Consider the following 21,412-nt stretch of genomic DNA (forward strand, 5'->3'; position numbering starts at 1 on the left):
ACGTCGCCCGCGAGGTCTACTCCATCATCAAAAAAGCGACAGCCGATCATCCCCCTGCCCCAGCCTGACCACTTGACGAACATAGGGGCATCCAAGCGATCGCCGTGGAAGACCTGACCGTCCGCAACATGATCCGCAACCGCAGCCTGGCCCGCGCCATCTCCGACGCCTCCTGGCGGGAGCTGCGGGGCATGCTTGAGTACAAGAGCCGCTGGTACGGGCGGCGGCTCGTGGTGGTAGATCGCTGGTTTCCGTCCTCCAAGCTGTGCTCGGCGTGCGGCACCGTCACCGCCACGATGCCGCTCCACGTACGGACCTGGGTATGCGCCTGCGGCGCACAGCATGACCGGGACGTCAACGCGGCCACCAATATCCTCGCCGCCGGGCTGGTGGAGAGCTGAAACGCCTGTGGAGCCGATGTAAGACCTCAAGGGAAGTCCTCCTTCCTGACGGGCGACCGGCGGTGAAACAGGAAGCCTCACGGGCGACCGTGGGAATCCCCCTCGTTCACGAGAGGGATGAGGTCAAGAGCGCCTCTCCTTGCGTACGGACCAGACGAGGTAGGGGATCACGAAGATCGCTACGCTCAGCACGATGTACGAGGCGATGGTGGCGCCCTTGGCCGGATCATGGGAGTCGAAGACCGCGACCCACATGAACACCGCCGGCACGTCGGTGATGATCTGCTTGCCGGACACCGCCACGATCAGGTCGAACACCTTCAGCGAGATGTGCCCGAGGATGATCAGCGCCGAGAGCGTCACCGGGCGCAGCAGTGGCAGCACGACGTGCCGGTAGACGCCCCACTCGGTGCATCCGTCGACCCGGGCGGCCTCGCGCAGTTCCTCGGGGACGCCCCGGAAGCCCGCCAAGAACAAAGCCATGACATATCCGGACATCTGCCACACGGCCGGGAGCGCCATCGCGGCCATCCCCCAGTCCGGATCCCGGAACCACTGCCACTGCGGCAACCCGATCGCGTCGAACAGCCGGTTGAGCCCGACCGCCCGCTCGTCCATGCCGGAGTTCATCAGCCACCGCCACACGATGCCGGTGGCGACGAACGAGATGGCCATCGGGAACAGGTAGATCGCCCGGAACGTGCCCTCGCCCCTGATCCCCTTCTCCATCAGGAAGGCCAGCAGCCAGCCGAGCACCAGCGCGCCCAGCACGAACACGATCGTGAAGACGATCGCGTGGTCGACCGAGATGTGCCACCGGGGCTGGTCCCAGAGGCTGACGAAGTTGTCGAGCCCGACGAACGTCCCCTCGGTCACCTCGTCGTGCTCGTCGGTCATGGCCAGCCGGAAGTTCCAGCCCAGCATGCCGTACACGAACACCCCGATCGCCACGATCGAGGGCGTCACCAGGAGCAGTCCCGGCAGCCAGGTGCGTGCCCGCCTCACAGCCACTCCCTCCAAGAAGTACGGCAGGCGCCCCGGTGGACGCCTGCCGTCACGTGGGTTACTGGGCGTTGGCCGTGGCGGCGTCGGCCAGGGCCTTCTGCAGGGCGGCGACGTCCTTGGTGCCGAGGAACAGGCCGACCGCCTCGTTGATCGAGGCCAGCCACGGCTGGTTCACCGAGACGCCGTGCTGGATCGAGCCGGCCAGCTTGTCGCCCGACCAGTCCTTCAGCGCGTCGGCCAGGTAGTCGGTGTAGAGCGCCTGGTCGGCGTCCTTGCGGGCCGGGATGGAGCCCTTCTTCGGGTTGAAGGCGTCCTGGCCCTCCTTGCTGGCCGCGACCTTGAGCCAGGCGAGGGCCCCATCACGGTTCTGCGCGCCCTTGGGCAGGGTGAAGCTGTCGGACAGCCACAGGTAGGTGCCCTCGGTGCCGGGAGCGGGCGCCCAGTCGAAGTCGGTCTTCGACGTCTTGCCCAGGCCGCCCTCCGGCGGGTTGTGGAAGTAGCCGTAGGCCCAGTCACCCATGATGTTGAACGCGGCCTCGCCGTCGGCCACCTGCTTGGCGGCGGGCTGCCAGTCGTCCTGCGGGTCGCCCGCGTACGACATGATCGTCTTGAAGCTCTCCAGCGCCTTGGTCACCTCGGCGCTGTTCCAGTCGGCGCCCGGCTTGAACAGCGCGTTGTAGGCGTCGGTGCCGAGCGAGCCGAGCAGGACGCTCTCCAGCAGGTGGGTGACGGTCCACTCGGAGCCGATGGAGAGCGGGACCTTGCCCTTGGCCTTGACCTTCTGCAGCGCGGCGGTGAACTCCTCGATCGTCTTGGGCGCTCCGGCGACCCCGGCCTCCTTGAGGACCGTGGGGTTGAACCACAGGACGTTGGAGCGGTGGATGTTGACCGGCACCGAGTAGATCTTGCCGTCGACGCTGATCTGGTCGATCAGCTGGCTCGGGAAGACGTCCTGGAGCTTGAGCTCGTCGTAGAGGGAGTTGAGCTCCTCCAGGTCACCGGCCTTGATGTAGCCCTGCAACTCCGCGCCCGCGTGCCCCTGGAAGGTGTCAGGCGGGGTGTCGGCCTGGAGCTTCGACTGCAGCAACGCCTTGGCCTTGTCGCCCGAACCGCCGGCCACCGCCGCGTCGAAGAACGTGAACGAGGGGTTCTGCTTCTCGAAGATCTGCTTCATCGCCTGCAGCCCGTCGGCCTCTCCCGGCCCGGTCCACCAGGAGAACACCTCGACCTGCTTCGCCGCGTCACCACCACCCGTGGCCGGATCTGCCGCCTGGTCGCCACCACAGGCCGACAGGCTCAGCACGCTCGCCATGGTGATCGCGACGGCCGCCATCCACCTTCGTCGCATCGCACTCCATCCCTTCGATACCCCGAGGTGAGTTGACAACGAAGAGTGTTGACAACGTTGTCAGTAGGGCAATCAAGCCATTTCGTGCTCACGGGCGTCAAGGCATGTGCGGTAACAGGTCCGCATACCCAACCGGGCGCTCGACCCGGTCAAGTGGAAGTCGTCGCAGGTGCCGAGGTATGTACGGCGATGTGCACGCGCCGGACGGAGCGGGGAAGATCGCGTGTCCGGGAAGGGCGGGCTCGGACCCTGCGCGGCCCGAGCCCGCTGTCACGCGCCCGGAGCCCGGCCCCCACCCCTCCGAGGAGACCCGGCCTCTGGAACGCGTGACGCCCCTGGCGGACCGGCCACGACGCGTCGTGCGCAGAAAGCTCCAGGCAGGAGGAGCCAGGTACGCGTCGCGCCGTGGCCGGCCCGCAGGCAGAAACGCTAGGCGCGCGGGCCGGGGCCGCGCATGCGCTGAGATGGCCATTCGACGATGTAGTCGCGCGCCGCCCCGATGTGTAGGGCACGTCCGGATCAGCGGCCACCCCGCGCCGATGCCCGGACCGCATGTCGAGGAGGAAGTGCCGGCTCCACCGGGCACAACCAACGGTATGGCCGACGAACCCCTCGAACTCGGTGAGATCTCCCTGTCCGAATGGCACATCCACACCGACCAGATGGCCGAGGCGGGTTTCCTGACCATCGCCAGACGGCTGCCCTCCCTCGTCCGCCAGGCGATGGGCATGGCCTGGCGGGCCAGCCCGCGCGACACGCTGGCGACGGTCGTGCTCAGCCTGCTGGGCGGCGTCTTCACCGCGTTCGGGCTGCTCGCCACCACCGGCGTGCTGACCGCGCTCTTCGAGGAGGGGCCGACGCCCGAGCGGGTGCGCGCGGCGTTGCCCAGCCTGATCATGGTGGGCGCGGCGGCGGCGTTACGCACCGTGGTGCAGGCGGGCGCGGGCTGGGCGCAGCAGCGGCTCGACCCCCAGATCACCCGCCTGGCCGAGGAGCGCCTCTACGGCCTGACCAGCCGGGTCGACCTGGTCGCCTACGACGACCCGGAGTTCCACGACGCGCTCCAGCGGGCCCGGATGCGCGGCGTGGCCACCGCGGACTCCGTGGTGGCGCTGGCCGTCGACGTGGTCACGGCCGCGATCGGCATCGCGGCGGTGGCCGGGGTGCTCGGTGTGCTGCACCCGGTGCTGCTGCCGCTGCTCCTGCTCGCCGTGCTGCCCGACGCGTGGGCCACCGTGCGCGCCGCCCGGATGCGCTACTCCACGCTCTACTCGCTCATCCCGGCCCACCGGCACAAGTGGATCATCGCGGAGTTACTCGCCAACCGCAGCCCGGCCGCCGAGGTCCGCTCGTTCACCATGCGCGGTTTCCTGCTGCGGATGTACGACGCGGTGGCGCGGGCGGAGCAGGAGGTGCTGCTCCGGCTGGCCAAGCGGCAGACGATCGCCAGGATCGTCGGCGAGGCGCTCGGCGGGCTCGGCAGCGCCCTCGTCTACGTGGCACTCGGCGTCCTGCTCGCGGTCGGCGCGATCCCGCTCGCCGTGGCCGGCACGGCCGTGCTCGCCATCAGGTCGGGCCAGTCCTCGCTGGCCAACCTCCTGTACGCCACCAACCGCCTCTACGAGGAGGGCCTCTACTTCACCGACTTCGTCGAGTTCTGCGACCAGGCCGAGGGCCGCCTGGCCGTGTCACGTCCCGGACGGCCGCCGGAACGCTTCGAGCGGATCAGCGTCGAGGACGCCGTCTTCACCTACCCCGGCTCCGACACCCCCGCGCTGCGCGGCGTCTCGGTCGAGATCAAGCGCGGCGAGGTCGTCGCCTTCGTCGGCGAGAACGGCTCGGGCAAGACCACCCTGGCCAAGATCCTGTCAGGCCTGTACGAGCCCGGCTCCGGGCGGGTCACCTGGGACGACGTCGACCTGCGCGAGGTCGATCCCGAGACGGTCCGCCGGCGCACCGGGGTCATCGCCCAGGACCACACGCGCTGGCCGCTCAACGCCCGCTACAACATCACCATGGGCACCGACAAGGGCGAGGCCGCCCTGCACGCGGCCGCCGCGGTGGCCGGGGCCGACGAGGTCATCGCCGAGCTCCCCCACGGCTACCGCACACTGCTCGACCGGCGTTTCAAGGACGGGCACGAGCTGTCGGGGGGCCAGTGGCAGCGCATCGCCGTGGCCCGCGGCTTCCACCGGGAGGCCGACCTGCTCATCTGCGACGAGCCGACCGCCTCCCTCGACGCGCGAGCCGAGCACGCACTGTTCGAGCGGATCCGCGGCCACTCCGACGGGCGGACGGTGCTGCTGATCACCCACCGCCTGGCCAGCGTCCGCTACGCCGACCGCATCTACGTACTCGACCACGGGCTCGTCACCGAGGAGGGCGACCACGAGTCGCTCATGGCGCTCGGCGGCCTCTACACCGAGCTCTACACCCTGCAGGCGTCGGCCTACCGCTGACCGCTCGCGCCTGCGGGATCCGTGGGGCGCAGGAGCTCGTCGGGGAAGACCCACTTCCGGAACGCCCAGAAGCGGAAGACCATGGCGATCAGCGTGCCGATGATCTGCGCGCTCATGAAGTCGGCGATCTCCTGGGTCACCAGGCTCACATCCGGGGTCTCCAGACGAAACACGTACCGGGAGATCCATAGCGGGGCGGAGCTGAGCACGAGACCGACGCCACTGACCAGGAAGAACAGCGCCGCCTCGTGACGGCGCTCACGGCCGCCCCTGGTCCGGAACGACCATTCGCGGTTCAACACGTAGGACACGATCGTCGCCACGAGCACCGCGATGATCTTCGCGGTCACCGGCTTCGGCTCCAAAATGGTCAACTTCAGCCCATAGAACACCGCGTTGTCCACTAAGAACGCTGTTCCACCCACCACCGCGAACTTCAGCAGTTCGCGGTGCTTCAGCACAAGCGCCTGCAGCGGTTCCGGCAATCTCGCGACTACTGCGTTCGCTATTCGGAGCACCCCCGATCTTTTCACCAGTCGAACACCCTGGCGACCAGATTCACGGAGTCCGGCTGGAACCGGGCAGGAACCGCCGCTCACCGAAACCCGGCCCCTGCACGCGCCGCGGGTTCCGCGATTCCGGCCGGTCGTGGGCACAGACCGAGCAAACTCAGGTGACCGTGAGCGCTGCCGGGTTGTCCAGGGCATCCAGGAACGCGGCGGCGGCCGGTGAGGGGCGCTGGCGGCTCCAGATCAGATGCTCCACCCGGGTGGGGGGATCACGGAGCTCGACGACGCGCACATCACGGAGTTCGGGGGCGAAGGCGGCGGGCATCATGCCGATGCCCAGACCCAGCCGGACCAGCCGCGCCAGGAGATCCGCGTTCGTTATCTCGAAGGCGACCTCACGGCTGACACCCGCAGCGGCGAACGCCTCGTCCGACTGAGCGCGCGCGGCCGTGCCGGCGGGAAAGTCCACGAACACCTCGCTCGACAGCCGGCGCAGATCCACGTCGGCCATGTCGGCCAGCGGGTGGCCGGGCGCCACCACCGCGACCAGCTCACCCCGCGCCAGGGCGCGCCCCCGGACACCCTTCGGCTGTACGTCCGGCGGCAACCCGAGGAACGCGATGTCCAGCGTGCCCTGCCGTACCTGTTCGGCCAGCTCGTCGCTCGCCCCCACGCGCAGCGTGATCCGCACCCGCGGATGGCGCACGTGAAAGCTCTTCAGCGCGCTCGGCAGGTCGACCGCCGTGACGGTCGGGATGGTGCCGATGGCGAGCTGGCCGCGAAGCTCCCCGGAGGCCGCCGCCACCTCAGCGCGCGCCCGTTCGGCGGCGTCGAGAGCCTGCCGGGCAGCGGGCAGGAACGCTTCACCGGCGGGGGTCAGCCTGACCCGGCGGCTGGTGCGGTCGAAGAGCCGGGCACCCAGTTCTCGTTCCAACCGGGCGATCTGGTGGCTCAGTGCGGATTGGACGACTCGGCAACGTTCGGCGGCACGGGTGAAGTTCGCCGTCTCCGCCACGGCGACCACATAGCGCATCTGCTGTAGCTCCACGAATCCATCATGAATCACGATCGTTGACGTGAAAAACATGCATTGGACTCATTGATCCCTGGTGCCCAAGGCTGGGGACATGACGAACGCAGCCGGATCAGGCACTCCACGCGTTACGACGCGGCATCAGGCCACCGAGACGCCAGACGGTCGCGCGCCGCTGAGCCGCGGGCTGCTGCTCCTGATGTCCGCGGCGACGGGGCTCTCGGTGGCGAACAACTACTTCGCCCAGCCACTGCTGGACCTGCTCGGCCGGGAACTACGGCTCAGCACCACGATGGCCGGACTGATCGTGACGGCCGCGCAGGTCGGTTACGGACTGGGTCTGATCCTGCTCGTGCCGCTCGGCGACCTGGTGGAACGCCGCAGGCTTGCTGTCATGCTGTACGCCGCCACCGCGGTGTTCCTGCTGGTCTCGGCGACCGCGCCCAATGGAGCACTGCTGCTGACCGGAACCGTGCTCACCGCGTTGACCTCGGTGGCGGCCCAGGTCGTGGTGCCGTACGCCGCCACGCTCGCGGCACCGGCGCAGCGCGGCCGAGTGATCGGCACGGTGATGAGCGGGCTGATGCTGGGCGCGTTGTTGTCCCGTACGGTCGCGGGAGGGCTCGCCGAACTCGGCGGCTGGCGGACCGTCTACTGGGTGAGCGCGATCCTCATCGCCGGGGTGACCGTGCTGCTGTGGCGCTTCCTACCGCCCCTGCACACCCCGATCGGGCTGTCGTACCCGGCGCTGTTGCGCTCAACGATCGCGCTGTTCCGCCACGAGCCCGTGTTGCGATGGCGGGCCGGCATCGCCGCCCTCTCGCTCGCATCGTTCAACGTGCTGTGGACGGCCGTGACCTTCCTGCTCGCCGGCCCGGAGTACGGCTGGTCCGAGGGGGCCATCGGACTGCTCGGACTGGTGGGTGCGGTCGGCACGGTGGCAACGACGGTGGCCGGCCGGCTGGCCGACCGCGGCCACGTGCAACGGGTCACGGGGATCGGCAGCGCCGTGCTCGCCGCCAGCTGGCTGCTGATCGGCATGGGCGAGAGCGCGCTCTGGTGGCTCCTCGGCGGGGTGATCGTCCTGAACCTGGCGCACCAGGCGGTGCTCAACAGCAACCAGCACGTCATCTACGCACTGAGCCCGGACATCCGCAATCGGCTCAACTCCGCGTTGATGACGGCCTTCTTCGCCGGCGGCGCCGCAGGCTCGGCGCTGGCCGCGGTGGCGTGGGTCCGTGGCGGCTGGACGGCAGTGAGCGTCCTGGGAGGCGTGCTGGCCTGCGGGATGTTCGTGCTGTGGGTGCTGGAACGGCGAGCTGTCCGAGAGAGGCGTCATCCGGCTCGCTCCGCGTGACCTGTCCGCTGCCACCCATGTCAACCGTCACCTCATCGAAGGGATCTAGCAGTGTCGAACAAGAAAACCATCCTGGTCACGGGCGCGACCGGTGGCCAGGGCGGCGCCGTTGCCCGCAGGCTGCTCGACGACGGCTGGGCGGTGCGCGCCCTCGTCCGCGGCCCGGGCAAGCAGGGAGCCATGGAGCTCAAGGCGCTCGGCGCGGAACTGGTCACCGGCGACCTCGACGACCCGGAGTCGCTGCGCGCGGCGGCGCAGGGCGCGCACGGCGTCTTCAGCGTGCAGCCCGCCGACTTGGCCGACCCACACCCCGCGGTCGAGGTGCGGCAGGGCAGGAACGTCGCCGACGCGGCCGTAGCCGCGGGCGTGGCGCACCTGGTCTACAGCTCCGTTGGCGCCGCCGGGCGCAAGTCCGGCGTCGCGCACTTCGAGACCAAGACGGAGATCGAGGCGCACATCGATGCCATCGGCGTGCCCGCGACCGTGCTGCGGCCAGTGTTCTTCATGGAGAACTGGCTGTACATGGTGCCGGAGGCGGAGAACGGCGAGCGGGTCGGTTCGATCGCGCTGGACGCGGACACCTCGCTGCAGATGATCGCGCTGGCCGACATCGGCCGGATCGCCGCGGACGCGTTCGGCAAGCCGGCCGAGTTCATCGGCAAGAAGATCGAGATCGCCGGCGACGAGCTGACCGTGCGGCAGATCGGCGAGGTGTTCACCAAGGCCGACGGCATTCCGACTCGCTTCGAGCGGCAGCCGATCGAGGACCTGCGGGCCGAGGCGGAGGAGGTGGCGAACATGTTCGACTGGTTCAACGTGAAGGGATACCAGGCCGATATCGCCGCGCTCCGCGAGCGGTACCCGGAGTTGCTGACCCTGGAGGCGTGGCTGAGCGAGAACCGGTAGGAGATCGGAGATCGGCCTGAGCGAACGGCCGATCAGGACAGGGCGGCCTGGAGGATGGCGCGGGCGATCGGGGCGGCGGACGGGTCGCCGGGAGGCGTCCGTTCGAGGACGACGCCCACGGCCACCTCGGGGGCGCCCGCGGGGGCGAAGGCCGTGAGGACGGCTTGGCCCCGGAGCGGCCCGGCGGCGGCCGGCGCGACGCCAGGGAAGGCCGCCGGCGCGATCCCGGCGGCCACCTCGACCCCGGGGATGGCGACCGCCTCGCCGGCGGCCCCCGGCCGGGTGACGGCGGCCATCATCGCCGCCAGCCGCCGGGCGAGGGGCGCGGCCAGCGTGACCCGGTAGGGCGAGGCGTCGGCGCGGTTGATGATCGAGCCGTCCGGCAGGCGCACGTCCTGCACCAGGTACGGGCGCATCAGGACGCCGTCGTTGGCCACGGCGGCCGACAGCATGGCGACCATCAGCGGCGTGGCCCGGCCGAGATGCCGGCCGACGGCCGCCAGCGCGGTCTCGGCCCGGTCCAGGCCGGCGGGGAAGGTGCTGGGCACGACCCGCAAGGGGACGGCGAGGTCGTCGGCGCCGAAGCCGAACGCCTCCGCCTGGGCGCGCAGGACGTCCTGGCCGAGGTGGAGGCCGAGCCCGGCGAACGCGGTGTCGCACGAGCTCCGGAAGGCGCGGGTGAGCGTGACCGTGCCGTCGCCGCAGGGCCGGCCGCCGGGGTTGGACAGGTGGCGCGAGCCGCCGGGGAGCGGCAGCCGGCCGGGGGCGACGACGCGGGACACGGGCGTGTATTCGCCGGAGGCGAGCGCGGCGGCCGCGGTGACCACGGCGAAGGCCGAGCCCGGCGGGTAGCTCCGCTCCAGGGCCCGGTTGAGCAGCGGCCGGTTCGGGTCGCGGCTCAACCGGAGGTCCTCCCCGGCCAGCTTGTCCGCGTTGCGCGTGGAGTAGGCGTTGGGGTCGTATGACGGGTAGCTGGCCAGGGCCAGGATCGCGCCGGTCGCCGGATCGACGGCCACCGCGGCGCCGGGCCGGCCCACCGACCTGAGGCCCTGGTAGGCGGCCCACTGGACGCGTTCCCTGATCGTGAGCCTGACGTCGGCCCCGCCCGCGTCGCCGTCGTTGACCAGCCTGCGCATCCGCACCTTCGGGTCGTCCCCGGACAGCACGCCGTTCTCGGCCTGCTCGATGCCGGTCGCCTGGTGCAGGGAGACGTGGCCGGTGACGGGGGCGTACATCTCGCCGCTGGTGTAGACGCGCCGGTACTCGTACGGGCCGCGCCTGCTCGGCCGGCTCCTGACGATGGTCCGGCCGTCGTAGGTGAGGATGTCGCCGCGCGGGTGCGCGAACCTGGCGAGGAGCGCACGCTGGTCACGCGGGTCGGCGTCGAGGTTCCGCGCGCCGAGCGTCTGCAGGTAGGTGATGTTCGCCAGCAGCGAGAACAGCAGCGCTCCGCAGACCAGGGAGACCCGTCCCAGCGGGATGTTCATCCGTCTCGCCCTTGGCCCGGCCATGGATCATGGTCTAACAGGCGGCCCGCCAAGCCAGGGCTACAGAATGCTCCGGTAGTAGGAGATCTTGTTGTGGAGGTAGCGCTGCCGCTCGGTGAGGTTGGCGATCTGCCCCACGACCCGGTGGTCGTGCTCCTCCAGCAGCTTGATCCGGTCCTCGATCGTGTGGTCGCCCGCGCGGACCAGTTCGGCGAAGCGGAGCATCTCGGCGATCGGCATGCCGGTGTCGCGCAGGCACCGGATCGTCCCGAGCCAGCCAACGTCCTCCTCGCTGAACCGGCGCTGCCCGGCCGCGTTGCGGCCGACGGGCTCCAGCAGGCCGATCTTCTCGTAGTAGCGCAGGGTGTCGAGAGTGAAGCCGGTCTCCTCGACCACTTCGGCAGGTGTGTAGACGCTCACGCCCCAGAGCATCGCACCTGGAGTGCACTCCAGGTCAACGCGAGATCGTTCGTCCCGAAAAATGCTCTTACGCAGGCGCTTGTTGAGCGCTTGACATGGAGTGCACTCCAGCTTCCACAGTCGTGCCATGAACATCGCACTGGGCACGATCCCGTTCGGCACGACCGTCGGCGAGGAGGACTCCTTCGCCCTCCTGGACCGCTTCGCCGAGGCGGGCGGCACCATGATCGACACTGCGAACAACTACCCGTTCTGGGTCGAGGGCTGCTCCGGCGACGAGAGCGAGGTGACCGTCGGCGCCTGGCTGGCCGCCCGCGGCAACCGCGACGAGATCTTCCTGAGCACCAAGGTCGGCGCCCGCCCGACGATCCCCGGCGACAACACCCTGGACTCGGCGGAGGGTCTGTCCGCCCCGGTCGTCGCCAAGGCCGCCGAGGGCAGCCTGCGCAGGTTACGGACGGACTACATCGATGTGTATTGGGCGCACATCGAGGACCGTTCGGTGCCACTGGAGGAAACGCTGGACGCCTTCGACGCGCTCGCCCGGCAGGGCCGGATCCGCAGCGCGGGCGCCAGCAACCTGCCCGCCTGGCGGCTCGACCGGGCCCGCAACCTGTCGGCCTCGCGCGGCCGGCTGCCGTACACGTACGTACAGCTCCGCCACACCTATCTGCGTCCCCGCCCGCTGACCAGGCTGGTGGAGTCGGGCCATGTGCTCGCCACGGACGACATGCTGGACTACGTCCGCACCGAGCCCGACCTGACGCTGTGGGCGTACAACACGCTGATGTCGGGCGCCTACACGCGGCCCGACCGGCCGATCCCGGAGATCTACGACCACCCGGGCACTGCCCGGCGGCTCGCCGTGCTGCGTGAGGTGTCGTCGGAGCTGGGCGTCACGCCCAACCAGGTGGTGCTGGCCTGGCTCATGGCCGACGGGTACGTCCCGATCGTCGGCGTCTCCACGATGGCCCAGCTCGACGAGGCCATCGGCGCGGCGGACGTCAAGCTCGACGACGACCTCCGCGCACGGCTCGACGCCCCGCGCTGACCCTCCGGGGGAGCCGCGGCTATGGGAGGTGTTCGGCGAGGTAGCGGCGGACCAGCAGCTTGCACTCGGCGATCATGAGCGGGTCGCCGTCGGGATGGGTGCGGAAGGCCACCTTCAGCACCGCGTCGGCGGCCTCGACCGCCACCAGTAGCGCCCGGTCGAACCCGTCGCCGGGAGGCGCGTCGAGCAGGCCGACGGCGAGCACCCGCAGGCGCTCGGCCACGACGACGTTGTTGTCCTGGGCCCGGTCCAGCATCCGGCGGGTGCCCTCCAGGGGCGGACCTCCCGGCCGGGCCAGGACCTCGCCGAAGTCGACCACCGCGAACCCCGGCGTGGTGCGCTTCATCGCGACGAACTCGTCGATCGCCAGGTCCACCAGGTCGGTCCAGTGCTCCAGGTGGGCCCCGGCGATCCGCTCGCTCACCCGGCTCAGGAACGCGTCGAGGTTGCGGACGGCCAGCGCCCGGACCAGGCCCTGTTTGTCGGGGAAGAACTGGTAGAACGTGCCGATCGGCACCCCGGCCCGGCTCGCGACCTCCTTGGTGGTCAGCGCCTCGTAACCGATCTCGTCCAGCAGGCGCGCGCACTCGTCGAGCATCCGCTCCACCCGCTCCACGCTGCGGCGCTGGGCTGGACGGCGGCGCAAGGCACTGGTCATGTCCCCATCCTTGCCTATTTCCCGCCGGGGCAGGCTCCGACTTCCCCTGGGACGATTAACATGAGCTGCACTCGCATAACTTGAGGAGCCGCGGATGTTTCTCTGGGGTACGGCCACGGCCGCCTATCAGATCGAGGGAGCCGTCGCCGAGGACGGCAGGGGCGTCTCCATCTGGGACACGTTCGCGCACGAGCCGGGCCGCGTCCGCGACGGGCACACCGGCGACGTGGCCTGCGACCACTACCACCGCTGGCGCGAGGACCTCGGGCTCATGACGGACCTCGGGGTCAACGCCTACCGCTTCTCGATCGCCTGGCCCCGGATCCAGCCGGAAGGCGCGGGCCCGGCCAACCCGGCCGGCCTCGGCTTCTACGAGCGGCTGGTCGACGGGCTGCTCGCGGCGGGCATCACGCCCGTGCCGACCCTGTTCCACTGGGACCTGCCACAGGCGCTGGAGGACCGCGGCGGCTGGCTGGAGCGCGACACCGCCGAGCGTTTCGCCGAGTACGCCGGCCTCGTCGCCGAACGGCTGGCCGACCGCGTCCCGATGTGGATCACGCTGAACGAGCCGTTCGTGCACATGGCCTTCGGCTACGGCATGGGCGCCCACGCCCCGGGCCGGGCCCTGCTGCTCGACGCCCTTCCCGTCGCGCACCACCAGCTGCTCGGGCACGGCCTGGCCGTACGGGCGCTGCGAGCGGCGGGCGCCGGGCAGGTGCTGATCACCAACAACTGCACCCCCGTCTGGCCCGCGTCCGGCTCGGAGGAGGACCTGGCCGCCGCGGTCGCCTACGACGCCCTGCACAACCGGCTGTTCAACGATCCGATCCTGCTGGGTTCGTATCCCGACCTGTCGGCGTACGGGACCGAGGTGGAGGTCCGCGACGGCGACCTGGCCACGATCTCGGCCCCGCTGGACGGCCTGGGCATCAACTACTACAACCCCACCCGGATCGCCGCTCCCACGGGCGACGGTCTCCCCTTCTCGGACGTCGGCGTCACCGGCTACCCCACCACCGCCTTCGGCTGGCCCGTGGTCCCCGACGGCCTGCGCGAGCTCCTGACGGGTCTGCGCGAGAGGTACGGCGCCGCCCTCCCGCCCGTCTACGTCACCGAGAACGGCTGCTCCCAGCCGGACGAGCTCACCCCGGCCGGCGTCGACGACCAGGCGCGCATCGCCTACCTCGACGGCCACATCGACGCGGTCGGGCGCGCCCGGCAGGAGGGCGTCGACGTGCGCGGCTACTTCGTGTGGTCGCTGCTGGACAACTTCGAGTGGGCCGAGGGCTACCACCAGCGCTTCGGCCTCGTCCACGTCGACTTCGCCACCCAGCGCCGCACCCCCAAGGCGTCCTACCACTGGCTCAGGCGCCGCCTGGCCGGCGGCGAGGCCCGGCCGCCCTCTTGACGCCACCGCATGTCGGGAAACACTGTTTCCCTCATGGCAGCGACATGGTCCGCGGATGACGTACGAGAGCCCGAGCCGACCGCCACGTGGGACGTGATCGTCGTGGGGGCGGGCCCCGGCGGGCTCGCCTGCGCCATCGCCGCCGCCGACGCCGGCGCCCGTGTGCTGCTGCTGGAGAAGGCCGGCGACGTGGGAGGCGCGCTGCACTTCTCCGGTGGGCACCTGTCCGCCGGCGGGTTCTCGGCCCAGCACGAACGCGGCATCGAGGACGATCCGGAGCGGCACCTCGCCGACATCCGGCGCATCAGCCGGGGCACCGCGCGCGAGGACCTGACCCGGGTGTCACTCGCCGAGCAGCCGGCCGTGCTGGAGTGGCTGCTGGCGGCCGGGTTCGCGATCGACCCGGCGACTCCCCGGATCGTGCACGGGCACGAGCCGTACCTCACCCCCCGCACGGTGCACGCCTCCGCCGTGCCGGGTGGACCGGCGATCCTGGCCGTGCTGCGTCCGCTGCTGGCGGCCCACCAGGCGGCTGGCCGGATCGACCTGCGGTGCGGAGTCCGGATCACCGACCTGCTGACCGCGCCGCCGATGGGCGGCGCGCGGGCCGAAACCGGCCCGGCCACCGGCGCCCAGCACGGCGACGGCCGGGTGAGCGGGGTGGTGGCCGAGGACGGGAACCGGTGGCGGGCCGAGGCGGTGGTGCTGGCCACCGGCGGCTTCGGCTTCGCGCCGGAGCTGTTCGCCGAGCTGGAGGGAGCACCGCTGACCACGTCGGCGGCGCCGACGTCCACCGGCGACGGCCTGCTGATGGGCCGGCGCGCCGGCGCGGCCGTGCAGGGCACCGGCATGTACATCCCGACGTTCGGCGGACTGCCCCCGGAGGGCGACGATCCCCGGGTCGACTGGACGCACCGGCCCCAGCTGGTGGCCGTCGAGCGGCCGCCGTGGGAGATCTACGTCGACCCGCGCGGCAGGCGGTGGATCGCCGAGGACGAGCCGAGCATCGACCGCAAGGAACGGGCGTTGACCACGATCGAGCGGATGACGTTCTGGATGGTGTTCGACGAGCGGGCGCTGCGTGAGTCGTCCCCGATGGTGCACGGGTGGAGCGCGGCCGAGCTGGCCGAGCGGTGCGGCCGGCGGCGCGGCGTGCACCGGGCGGGCGACCTGGGCGAGCTCGCCGAGCTGGCCGGCATCGACCGGGAGGGCCTGCTGGAGACGGTGGCCGGCTACAACGGCTTCGTGGCGGCCGGCCGGGACCCCGACTTCGGGCGCGCCCACCTGCCCGCGCCGATCGCCGAGCCGCCCTACTACGCGATCGAGAACCATCCGGTCACGCTGATCACGTTCGCCGGGCTCGACGTGGACACGCGGTCGCGGGTGCGCCGCGCCGACGGGCGGATCATTCCCGGCCTGTACGCCGTCGGCGAGGTCATCGGCTCGGCGGCCGTCAACGGCAACGCGTTCTGCTCGGGCATGTGCCTCACCCCGGCGATGGCCTTCGGCCGCCTCGTCGGCCGCGACCTCGCCGGACGGGGCGGGAGCCCACGCCAGAAGCCGCGCTGACCCCGCGCTAGAACACCGACACGTGCACGTGGTCGTAGTGGTTGGCGGTGGCCCCGCCACGGTCGGACATGGGATCCCAGCCGCCGCCGGACCGGATGTCGTAGTAGCGCTGCTTCCAGATGATGTACATCACACCGAGCCGCGACCCGTTCTGGATGAGGTACTGGGCCAGCGCGTCGCCCCGGTCACCGTCGGCGCCGGTGGCCACCCGGCCGCCGCTCGACATCATGAAGTCACAGGCGCGTCCCTTGCCGTGCTCGCCGGGGTCGCCGGAGCGCAGGCAGCCCACGCCGTAGGGCATCGGGAAGTTCTGCATGACCTCGGCGCGCACCGAGACCATGCGCTGGGTCAGCCCGCTGGAGCCGCCGGGCTGCTGGAAGCCGTACTTGGCGAGCAGCCGCTCCATCTCGCGGCGCTTGCCCTGCATGACCTTGATCTCTTTACGCAGCTTGTTGATCTTGTCGTTGGCGGCGAGCTTGGCGTTCTTGGAGTCTTCGATGAGCTTCTCGATGCGCTGGACCTGGCTGGCGCGCTCGTTGGCGATGTAGGCCATGTTGGCCGCCTGGCCGAGCGCCTGGTGCGGCTCGACGCCGAGGCCGAACAGCTGGGTGCCGTCGAGCGGGCCCACGATGTAGGCGTTGCGGGCGATGTCGGCGACGTCGGCCCTGGCTCGGTCGAGCCGTGCCTGCAGGGCGCCGGAGGTCTGGGTGGCCTTGCCGGCCTGGATCCTGATCTCCTCAAGGCTCTGGATCTGGCCCCGGTAGAGGTCGTTGAGCTGCGCCGCCTGTTTGGTCAGCTTGCGCAGCTCGGCCGGGCTGGGATCGGCCGAGGCCGGCCGCGCGGGAGGGAGTGCGAGCAGCCCGGCGAGGACGGCGGCGAGTGCGGCCCAGCGACCGAGTCTCACGCCCGTCCTCCCCTCATAGACGGACCGAAACTATAGAAGATGATCTTTATTTCTGTCATCCGAACGATGGAACCCATGTGCCTTAGGTGATGCATGCCTACTTTGTCGGAAATAAGAGCACGATAAGTTTTGGGCCTTGCCGGGATCGTCGAGTCGGTTTGAGATGGCGACGAACTCTCTGCGAAGGGGCAGACCGTGTCTCGTTTATCGTCCTCAGTCATGGCCGTCGTTCTCGGCCTCGGCACCTGTCTGGTCGCCGTCCAAGCCCACGCCGAGGTGGACCCGCTTCCACCCGGCGACCGGATCGAGCTCTACCAGCTGGACAGCCCTCCCGGCACCGGGCAGATCCTGCGGGAGAAGGGCTTCGACATCGTCCAGCAGGAGAACAAGGGCAGCCAGGAACACATCGAGCTGACCGCCGCCCAGGCCGACCTCGACGGCCTGCGCAAGCTCGGCCACAAGCCCGAACCCGTGCGCAACCCGCAGGGCCAGACCCAGTTGGAGGCCGCGAGGACGCAGGCCGCGGGCGGCTACACGGTCTGGAAGTCCTACTCCGAGCCCGGCGGCATCGCCGACCAGCTCAGAGCCATCGCCAACGCCAACAAGGACATCGTCAAGATCCAGTCCATCGGCAAGACGCTGAAGGGGCAGGACATCCTCGCCGTCAAGGTCAGCACGCTGGCCAGGACGCTCCCCGACGGCATCAAGCCCTCGACGCTCTACTCGGCGACGCAGCACGCCCGCGAGTGGATCGCCGCCGAGATGGACATGCGGCTGCTGAAGTACGTGGTGGCCAACAAGTCCGCGCTGCGCGACCTGCTGAACAAGACCGAGCTGTGGTTCGTGCCGGTGGCCAACCCCGACGGCTACGACTTCACCTTCACCGAGGGCAACCGCCTGTGGCGCAAGAACCTGCGCGACGTCAACGGCGACGGCCGGATCACCAGCGGTGACGGCGTCGACCCCAACCGCAACTACCCCTCGAACTTCCACTACGACGAGGAGGGCTCCTCCTCGATCCCGAGCAGCGAGACCTACCGGGGCACCGGGCCGGCCAGCGAGCCGGAGACCAAGGCCATGGACGGGCTGCTGAAGCGCGTCGGGTTCGAGATGCAGCTCAACTACCACTCCTTCGGCCCGCTGCTGCTCTACCCGATCGGCTTCCAGATCGCCACCGAGACGGCCGACAACCCGATCTACGAGGCGCTGACCGGCAACGACGCCAACCCTGCCGTCCCCGGTTTCGACCCCGACCTCGGCGCCGAGCTCTACACGACCAACGGCGACACCAACGACCATGCGCACCGCCATTACGGCACGCTGTCCTGGACCCCGGAGCTCAACGAGGGCTGCGACGGCTGCGGGTTCGTCTTCCCCGACGACGAGGCGCTGGTGCAGGCGGAGTTCGAGAAGAACCTCCCGTTCGCCCTCGACGTCGCGAAGTCCGCGGTCAACCCGGTCGAGCCGGTGAGCCACCTGGGCAACAAGACGCCCGACTTCGTGATCGACCCCTTCGAGGTGAGCCACGGCCGCGACCAGGTGGTCCAGGTCAACGCCAAGCGCAGGCTCGGCCCCGTCGCGCTCAACTACCAGGTCAACGGCGGCCGTACCAAGACGGCCCTGACCAGAGAGTGGAAGGGCGGCGAGCGCTACGGCGACGGCTACGACCGCTACTACCACTGGATGCGCGGCAAGATCACCGGCGCCAAGCCGGGTGACAGTGTGAAGGTCTGGTTCACCTCGCCCGGCAAGAAGAGCGCCGACTTCACCTACAAGGTGGCCGGCGACATCGGCGGCAAGGTGCTGGTGCTCGCCGCCGAGGACGTCACCGGCATCAGCCCCGCGCAGGGCGTGACCGAGGCGAAGTACGCCGACGACTACGCCAAGGCGCTCGACGAGGCCGGCTACAGCTCCGACGTCTACGACCTGGACAAGATGGGCCGCAAGGCGCCGCATCCGCTCGGCGTGCTCAGCCACTACAAGGCCGTCGTCTGGGAGACCGGCGACGACATCATCCCGCGCAGCGTGGGCCAGGTGCCCGGCACCACGTCCAAGGCCGGGGTCGACACCGAACTGGCCGTCCGCGACTACCTGAACGAGGGCGGCAAGCTGCTGCACGCGGGCAAGTATCCGTCGTTCGCGGCCAACAACAACGGCGCCTACTACTACCAGCCCGACCAGCCGGCCCAGCCGGAGTGCGCGACGCCGAACGACCCGCCGTGCATCCCGGTGTTCAACGACTTCCAGCAGTACTACCTGGGCGCCTACGTCTTCTTCGACGACGCGGGCACCGACCACGACACGGGCCGGCCGTTCGCGCTGAAGGGCGTGGGCGGCCGCTTCGACGGGTTCAACGCCACGCTGGAGCCGAGCCACACGAACTCGTTCGTGGCGACCTCGGCGATCCTGCCGGCCGACCGGTTCCCGCTGTTCGCCAGTTCCGCCCCGATCAAGTGGGTACGGCCGGGCGGCCCGTTCGACCCGCACACCGGCTCCTGGGACGTCTACAGCGGCATCGCCGACGTCTCGTGGAAGCGGCTGACCAAGACCATCGACCTCACCGGCAAGACCTCGGGCGACCTGTCGTTCTGGACGTCGTTCGACACCGAGGCCGACTGGGACTTCCTGACCGTGGAGGCCCGCACCGCCGGCGGCGACGACTGGACCACGCTGCCCGACGCCAACGGCCACACCACGCAGTCCACCGGCAGCAGCTGCGCACCGCCGAGCGGCGGCTCGGGCTGGCGCACGATCCACCCCTTCACCCAGCGCTACCAGGGCGCCGACTGCTCGCCGACCGGCACCTCGGGCTCGTGGAACGCGGCCAGCGGCAACTCCGCGGGCTGGCAGCAGTGGAAGATCGACCTGACCCCGTACGCGGGCAAGCAGGTCGAGCTGTCGATCTCGTACATCAGCGACTGGGCCACCCAGGGCGCGGGCGTCTTCCTCGACGACTTCGCGGTCACCCTGGACGGCGCGGCGAGCGAGTCGACGTCGTTCGAGGCCGACCTGGGCGGCTGGACGGTCGGCGACCCGCCGGAGGGCACCTCGCCCTCGATCAACAACTGGTTCCGCACCGACCAGGTGTTCGAGGAGGGCGGCGGCGTCACCACCAAGGACACCGTCTACCTCGGCTTCGGCGCGGAGAGCCTGACCACGCAGGCGATGCGCACCGACCTGGTCAAGCGGTCGATGCGGCATCTGCTCGGAGATCGCCGCTGATCTGAGGCGAGTGTGAGCGGGAGGGGCACGGCGCACCTGCCGTGCCCCTCTTGCGTGTGCGGACAGAACATGGTTCGGTCACCTTGAGGCTGTGCACAAACAAGCAAGCATTCGGTCTGCAGGAGGCTCACATCATGCGCCAGCACGACACGCTGTTCATCGGAGGCGAATGGGTGGCACCGGCGGGCACCGGCACCATCGACGTCATCTCCCCCCAGACAGAGGAGGTCGTCGGCCGGGTGCCCGACGGCACGGCGGAGGACATGGAGCGCGCGGTCGCCGCCGCCCGCGAGGCCTTCGACCACGGTCCCTGGCCCCGCATGACGTTCGCCGAGCGGGCCACGGTGATCGGCCGGCTGGCCGCGATCTACGAGGCCCGGCAGGGCGAGATGGCCGCGCTGATCACCGAGGAGATGGGCTCGCCGATCACCTTCTCCAACCTCGCGCAGGCACCGCAGCCGCTCAGCATGCTGCAGTTCTACGCCGAGTACGGCGCGACGTTCGAGCAGGAGGAGCAGCGGCCCGGCCTGTTCGGGCCGGTGACCGTGCGGCGCGAGCCGGTGGGCGTGGTGGCGGCCGTGGTGCCGTGGAACGTCCCGCAGTTCGTCTCGATGACCAAGATCGCGCCTGCCCTGCTGGCCGGCTGCACGATCGTGCTCAAGCCCGCCCCCGAGACCCCGCTCGACGCCTACCTGCTGGCCGAGATGGTGCTGGAGGCCGGGATCCCGGCCGGCGTGCTCAACATCGTGCCCGCCGGTCGCGAGGCGGGCGAGCACCTGGTGTCGCACGCGGGCGTGGACAAGGTGGCCTTCACCGGCTCGACCGCCGCCGGCCGCCGCATCGCCGCCATCTGCGGCGAGCAGCTCAAGCGGGTCAGCCTGGAGCTCGGCGGCAAGTCGGCCGCCATCGTCCTCGACGACGCCGACCTCCCCTCCAGCATGGGCATGCTGGCCATCGCCTCGCTGATGAACAACGGCCAGGCCTGCGTCGCGCAGACCCGCATCCTGGCCTCGCGCAACCGCTACGACGAGGTCGTCGAGGCGGTCGCGAACATGGTGACCTCGCAGCCCGTCGGCGACCCCGCCGACCCGGGCACCGGCATCGGCCCGCTGGTCGCCAAGCGGCAGCAGGAACGCGTCGAGGGCTACATCAAGGCCGGCATGGACGAGGGCGCCAAGGTCGTCGTCGGCGGACTCGACCGGCCCTACGACCGCGGCTGGTACGTCGCCCCGACCGTGTTCGCCGGGGTGACCAACGACATGCGGATCGCCCGGGAGGAGATCTTCGGCCCGGTGCTGGCCGTGATCCCCTACGAGGACGAGGCCGACGCCGTACGCATCGCCAACGACAGCGACTACGGCCTGGCCGGCACCGTCTGGACGGCCGACACCGAGCACGGCATGGACGTGGCCAGGCAGGTGCGCACCGGCACGTACGGGGTCAACTGCTACATGCTGGAGGCCAACACGCCCTTCGGCGGCTACAAGGCCAGCGGCATCGGGCGCGAGCTCGGCCCGGAGGGGCTCAGCGGCTACCTGGAGTACAAGACCATCGCCCGCCTGGGCTGACGGCGCGTTCGCAGGGCTCCGGCACTTCGGTGTGCCGGAGCCCTGCTCGCGTGCGAGACAGACACCCAGCGCGCCCCCGCAACGCTAGGTGAATACCCCGCTGACCC

Annotated in this window: 16 protein-coding genes and 1 pseudogene; 9 read left to right on the plus strand and 8 right to left on the minus strand. The window is 70.3% G+C overall.

The window, feature by feature from the left end; all coding sequences use genetic code 11:
• Window positions 1–92: 92 nt before the first annotated feature.
• A pseudogene (locus AB0I38_RS21060) lies at window positions 93–490 on the plus strand (RNA-guided endonuclease InsQ/TnpB family protein); the annotation flags it as partial.
• A 34-nt stretch (window positions 491–524) separates the two neighbouring features.
• On the opposite strand, the gene AB0I38_RS21065 reads toward AB0I38_RS21060, so the two are convergent.
• Both AB0I38_RS21065 and AB0I38_RS21070 read right to left on the minus strand, forming a co-directional pair.
• Window positions 525–1,406, minus strand: a complete 882-nt coding sequence (locus tag AB0I38_RS21065; protein WP_358470341.1) for a carbohydrate ABC transporter permease — start codon at window positions 1,404–1,406, stop codon at window positions 525–527.
• A gap of 58 nt (window positions 1,407–1,464) precedes the next feature.
• On the minus strand, window positions 1,465–2,754 hold the full coding sequence (locus tag AB0I38_RS21070) for an ABC transporter substrate-binding protein (protein WP_358470344.1): 1,290 nt from the start codon (window positions 2,752–2,754) through the stop codon (window positions 1,465–1,467).
• A 596-nt stretch (window positions 2,755–3,350) separates the two neighbouring features.
• Between AB0I38_RS21070 and AB0I38_RS21075 the strand changes: the two genes are divergently transcribed.
• A complete protein-coding gene (locus AB0I38_RS21075) occupies window positions 3,351–5,213 on the plus strand; it encodes an ABC transporter ATP-binding protein (protein ID WP_358470347.1) in 1,863 nt (620 codons plus the stop codon).
• Here AB0I38_RS21075 and AB0I38_RS21080 read toward each other — a convergent pair.
• Together AB0I38_RS21080 and AB0I38_RS21085 are read right to left on the minus strand one after the other, a co-directional pair.
• Window positions 5,204–5,698, minus strand: a complete 495-nt coding sequence (locus AB0I38_RS21080; protein WP_358470350.1) for a GtrA family protein — start codon at window positions 5,696–5,698, stop codon at window positions 5,204–5,206. The two genes, AB0I38_RS21075 and AB0I38_RS21080, sit on opposite strands and share 10 nt — an antisense overlap.
• A 184-nt stretch (window positions 5,699–5,882) precedes the next feature.
• Window positions 5,883–6,770: a LysR family transcriptional regulator gene (locus tag AB0I38_RS21085; protein WP_358470353.1), complete on the minus strand. Its 888-nt coding sequence runs from the start codon at window positions 6,768–6,770 to the stop codon at window positions 5,883–5,885.
• A 79-nt stretch (window positions 6,771–6,849) separates the two neighbouring features.
• Here AB0I38_RS21085 and AB0I38_RS21090 point away from each other — a divergent pair, with 79 nt between their 5' ends.
• Window positions 6,850–8,112: an MFS transporter gene (locus AB0I38_RS21090; protein WP_358470356.1), complete on the plus strand. Its 1,263-nt coding sequence runs from the start codon at window positions 6,850–6,852 to the stop codon at window positions 8,110–8,112.
• Window positions 8,113–8,163: 51 nt separating this feature from the next.
• Window positions 8,164–9,018 (plus strand): NmrA/HSCARG family protein, encoded by an 855-nt coding sequence (locus tag AB0I38_RS21095; protein ID WP_358470359.1) that lies wholly within the window; start codon window positions 8,164–8,166, stop codon window positions 9,016–9,018.
• Window positions 9,019–9,050: 32 nt separating this feature from the next.
• On the opposite strand, the gene AB0I38_RS21100 is transcribed toward AB0I38_RS21095, so the two are convergent.
• Together AB0I38_RS21100 and AB0I38_RS21105 are read right to left on the minus strand one after the other, a co-directional pair.
• A complete protein-coding gene (locus tag AB0I38_RS21100; RefSeq protein WP_358470362.1) occupies window positions 9,051–10,505 on the minus strand; it encodes a penicillin-binding transpeptidase domain-containing protein in 1,455 nt (484 codons plus the stop codon).
• A gap of 60 nt (window positions 10,506–10,565) precedes the next feature.
• Complete coding sequence (locus tag AB0I38_RS21105; RefSeq protein WP_358470364.1) at window positions 10,566–10,925, minus strand: MerR family transcriptional regulator; 360 nt, start codon at window positions 10,923–10,925, stop codon at window positions 10,566–10,568.
• A 127-nt stretch (window positions 10,926–11,052) separates the two neighbouring features.
• On the opposite strand from AB0I38_RS21105, the gene AB0I38_RS21110 reads away from it, so the two are divergent.
• A complete protein-coding gene (locus AB0I38_RS21110; protein WP_358470367.1) occupies window positions 11,053–11,976 on the plus strand; it encodes an aldo/keto reductase in 924 nt (307 codons plus the stop codon).
• Window positions 11,977–11,995: 19 nt separating this feature from the next.
• Here AB0I38_RS21110 and AB0I38_RS21115 read toward each other — a convergent pair whose 3' ends face one another.
• On the minus strand, window positions 11,996–12,634 hold the full coding sequence (locus AB0I38_RS21115; RefSeq protein ID WP_358470370.1) for a TetR family transcriptional regulator: 639 nt from the start codon (window positions 12,632–12,634) through the stop codon (window positions 11,996–11,998).
• Window positions 12,635–12,728: 94 nt separating this feature from the next.
• Between AB0I38_RS21115 and AB0I38_RS21120 the strand changes: the two genes are divergently transcribed.
• Window positions 12,729–14,042 carry a GH1 family beta-glucosidase gene (locus AB0I38_RS21120; RefSeq protein ID WP_358470373.1) on the plus strand — a complete coding sequence of 438 codons (1,314 nt, stop codon included), beginning with the start codon at window positions 12,729–12,731 and terminating at the stop codon, window positions 14,040–14,042.
• A 33-nt stretch (window positions 14,043–14,075) separates the two neighbouring features.
• Window positions 14,076–15,611 (plus strand): FAD-dependent oxidoreductase, encoded by a 1,536-nt coding sequence (locus AB0I38_RS21125; protein WP_358470376.1) that lies wholly within the window; start codon window positions 14,076–14,078, stop codon window positions 15,609–15,611.
• A gap of 7 nt (window positions 15,612–15,618) precedes the next feature.
• Here the strand turns inward: AB0I38_RS21125 and AB0I38_RS21130 are convergent, their stop codons facing one another.
• Window positions 15,619–16,515: a hypothetical protein gene (locus AB0I38_RS21130; protein WP_358470379.1), complete on the minus strand. Its 897-nt coding sequence runs from the start codon at window positions 16,513–16,515 to the stop codon at window positions 15,619–15,621.
• A 219-nt stretch (window positions 16,516–16,734) separates the two neighbouring features.
• Here AB0I38_RS21130 and AB0I38_RS21135 point away from each other — a divergent pair, with 219 nt between their 5' ends.
• Window positions 16,735–19,737 carry a M14 family metallopeptidase gene (locus AB0I38_RS21135; RefSeq protein ID WP_358470382.1) on the plus strand — a complete coding sequence of 1,001 codons (3,003 nt, stop codon included), beginning with the start codon at window positions 16,735–16,737 and terminating at the stop codon, window positions 19,735–19,737.
• Between the two features lie 134 nt (window positions 19,738–19,871).
• Window positions 19,872–21,305 (plus strand): aldehyde dehydrogenase, encoded by a 1,434-nt coding sequence (locus AB0I38_RS21140; protein ID WP_358470385.1) that lies wholly within the window; start codon window positions 19,872–19,874, stop codon window positions 21,303–21,305.
• Window positions 21,306–21,412 lie beyond the last annotated feature (107 nt).

This window comes from Nonomuraea cavernae (assembly GCF_040655715.1).
In the GTDB taxonomy this organism is placed as follows: Bacteria; Actinomycetota; Actinomycetes; order Streptosporangiales; family Streptosporangiaceae; genus Nonomuraea; species Nonomuraea cavernae_A.

Coding starts and splice junctions, on each gene's coding strand:
- AB0I38_RS21075 (WP_358470347.1), top strand. CDS start 3,351: ATGGCCGACGAACCCCTCGAACTCGGTGAGATCTCCCTGTCCGAATGG.
- AB0I38_RS21110 (WP_358470367.1), top strand. CDS start 11,053: ATGAACATCGCACTGGGCACGATCCCGTTCGGCACGACCGTCGGCGAG.
- AB0I38_RS21140 (WP_358470385.1), top strand. CDS start 19,872: ATGCGCCAGCACGACACGCTGTTCATCGGAGGCGAATGGGTGGCACCG.
- AB0I38_RS21070 (WP_358470344.1), bottom strand. CDS start 2,754: ATGCGACGAAGGTGGATGGCGGCCGTCGCGATCACCATGGCGAGCGTG.
- AB0I38_RS21115 (WP_358470370.1), bottom strand. CDS start 12,634: ATGACCAGTGCCTTGCGCCGCCGTCCAGCCCAGCGCCGCAGCGTGGAG.
- AB0I38_RS21120 (WP_358470373.1), top strand. CDS start 12,729: ATGTTTCTCTGGGGTACGGCCACGGCCGCCTATCAGATCGAGGGAGCC.
- AB0I38_RS21090 (WP_358470356.1), top strand. CDS start 6,850: ATGACGAACGCAGCCGGATCAGGCACTCCACGCGTTACGACGCGGCAT.
- AB0I38_RS21135 (WP_358470382.1), top strand. CDS start 16,735: ATGGCCGTCGTTCTCGGCCTCGGCACCTGTCTGGTCGCCGTCCAAGCC.
- AB0I38_RS21125 (WP_358470376.1), top strand. CDS start 14,076: ATGGCAGCGACATGGTCCGCGGATGACGTACGAGAGCCCGAGCCGACC.
- AB0I38_RS21100 (WP_358470362.1), bottom strand. CDS start 10,505: ATGAACATCCCGCTGGGACGGGTCTCCCTGGTCTGCGGAGCGCTGCTG.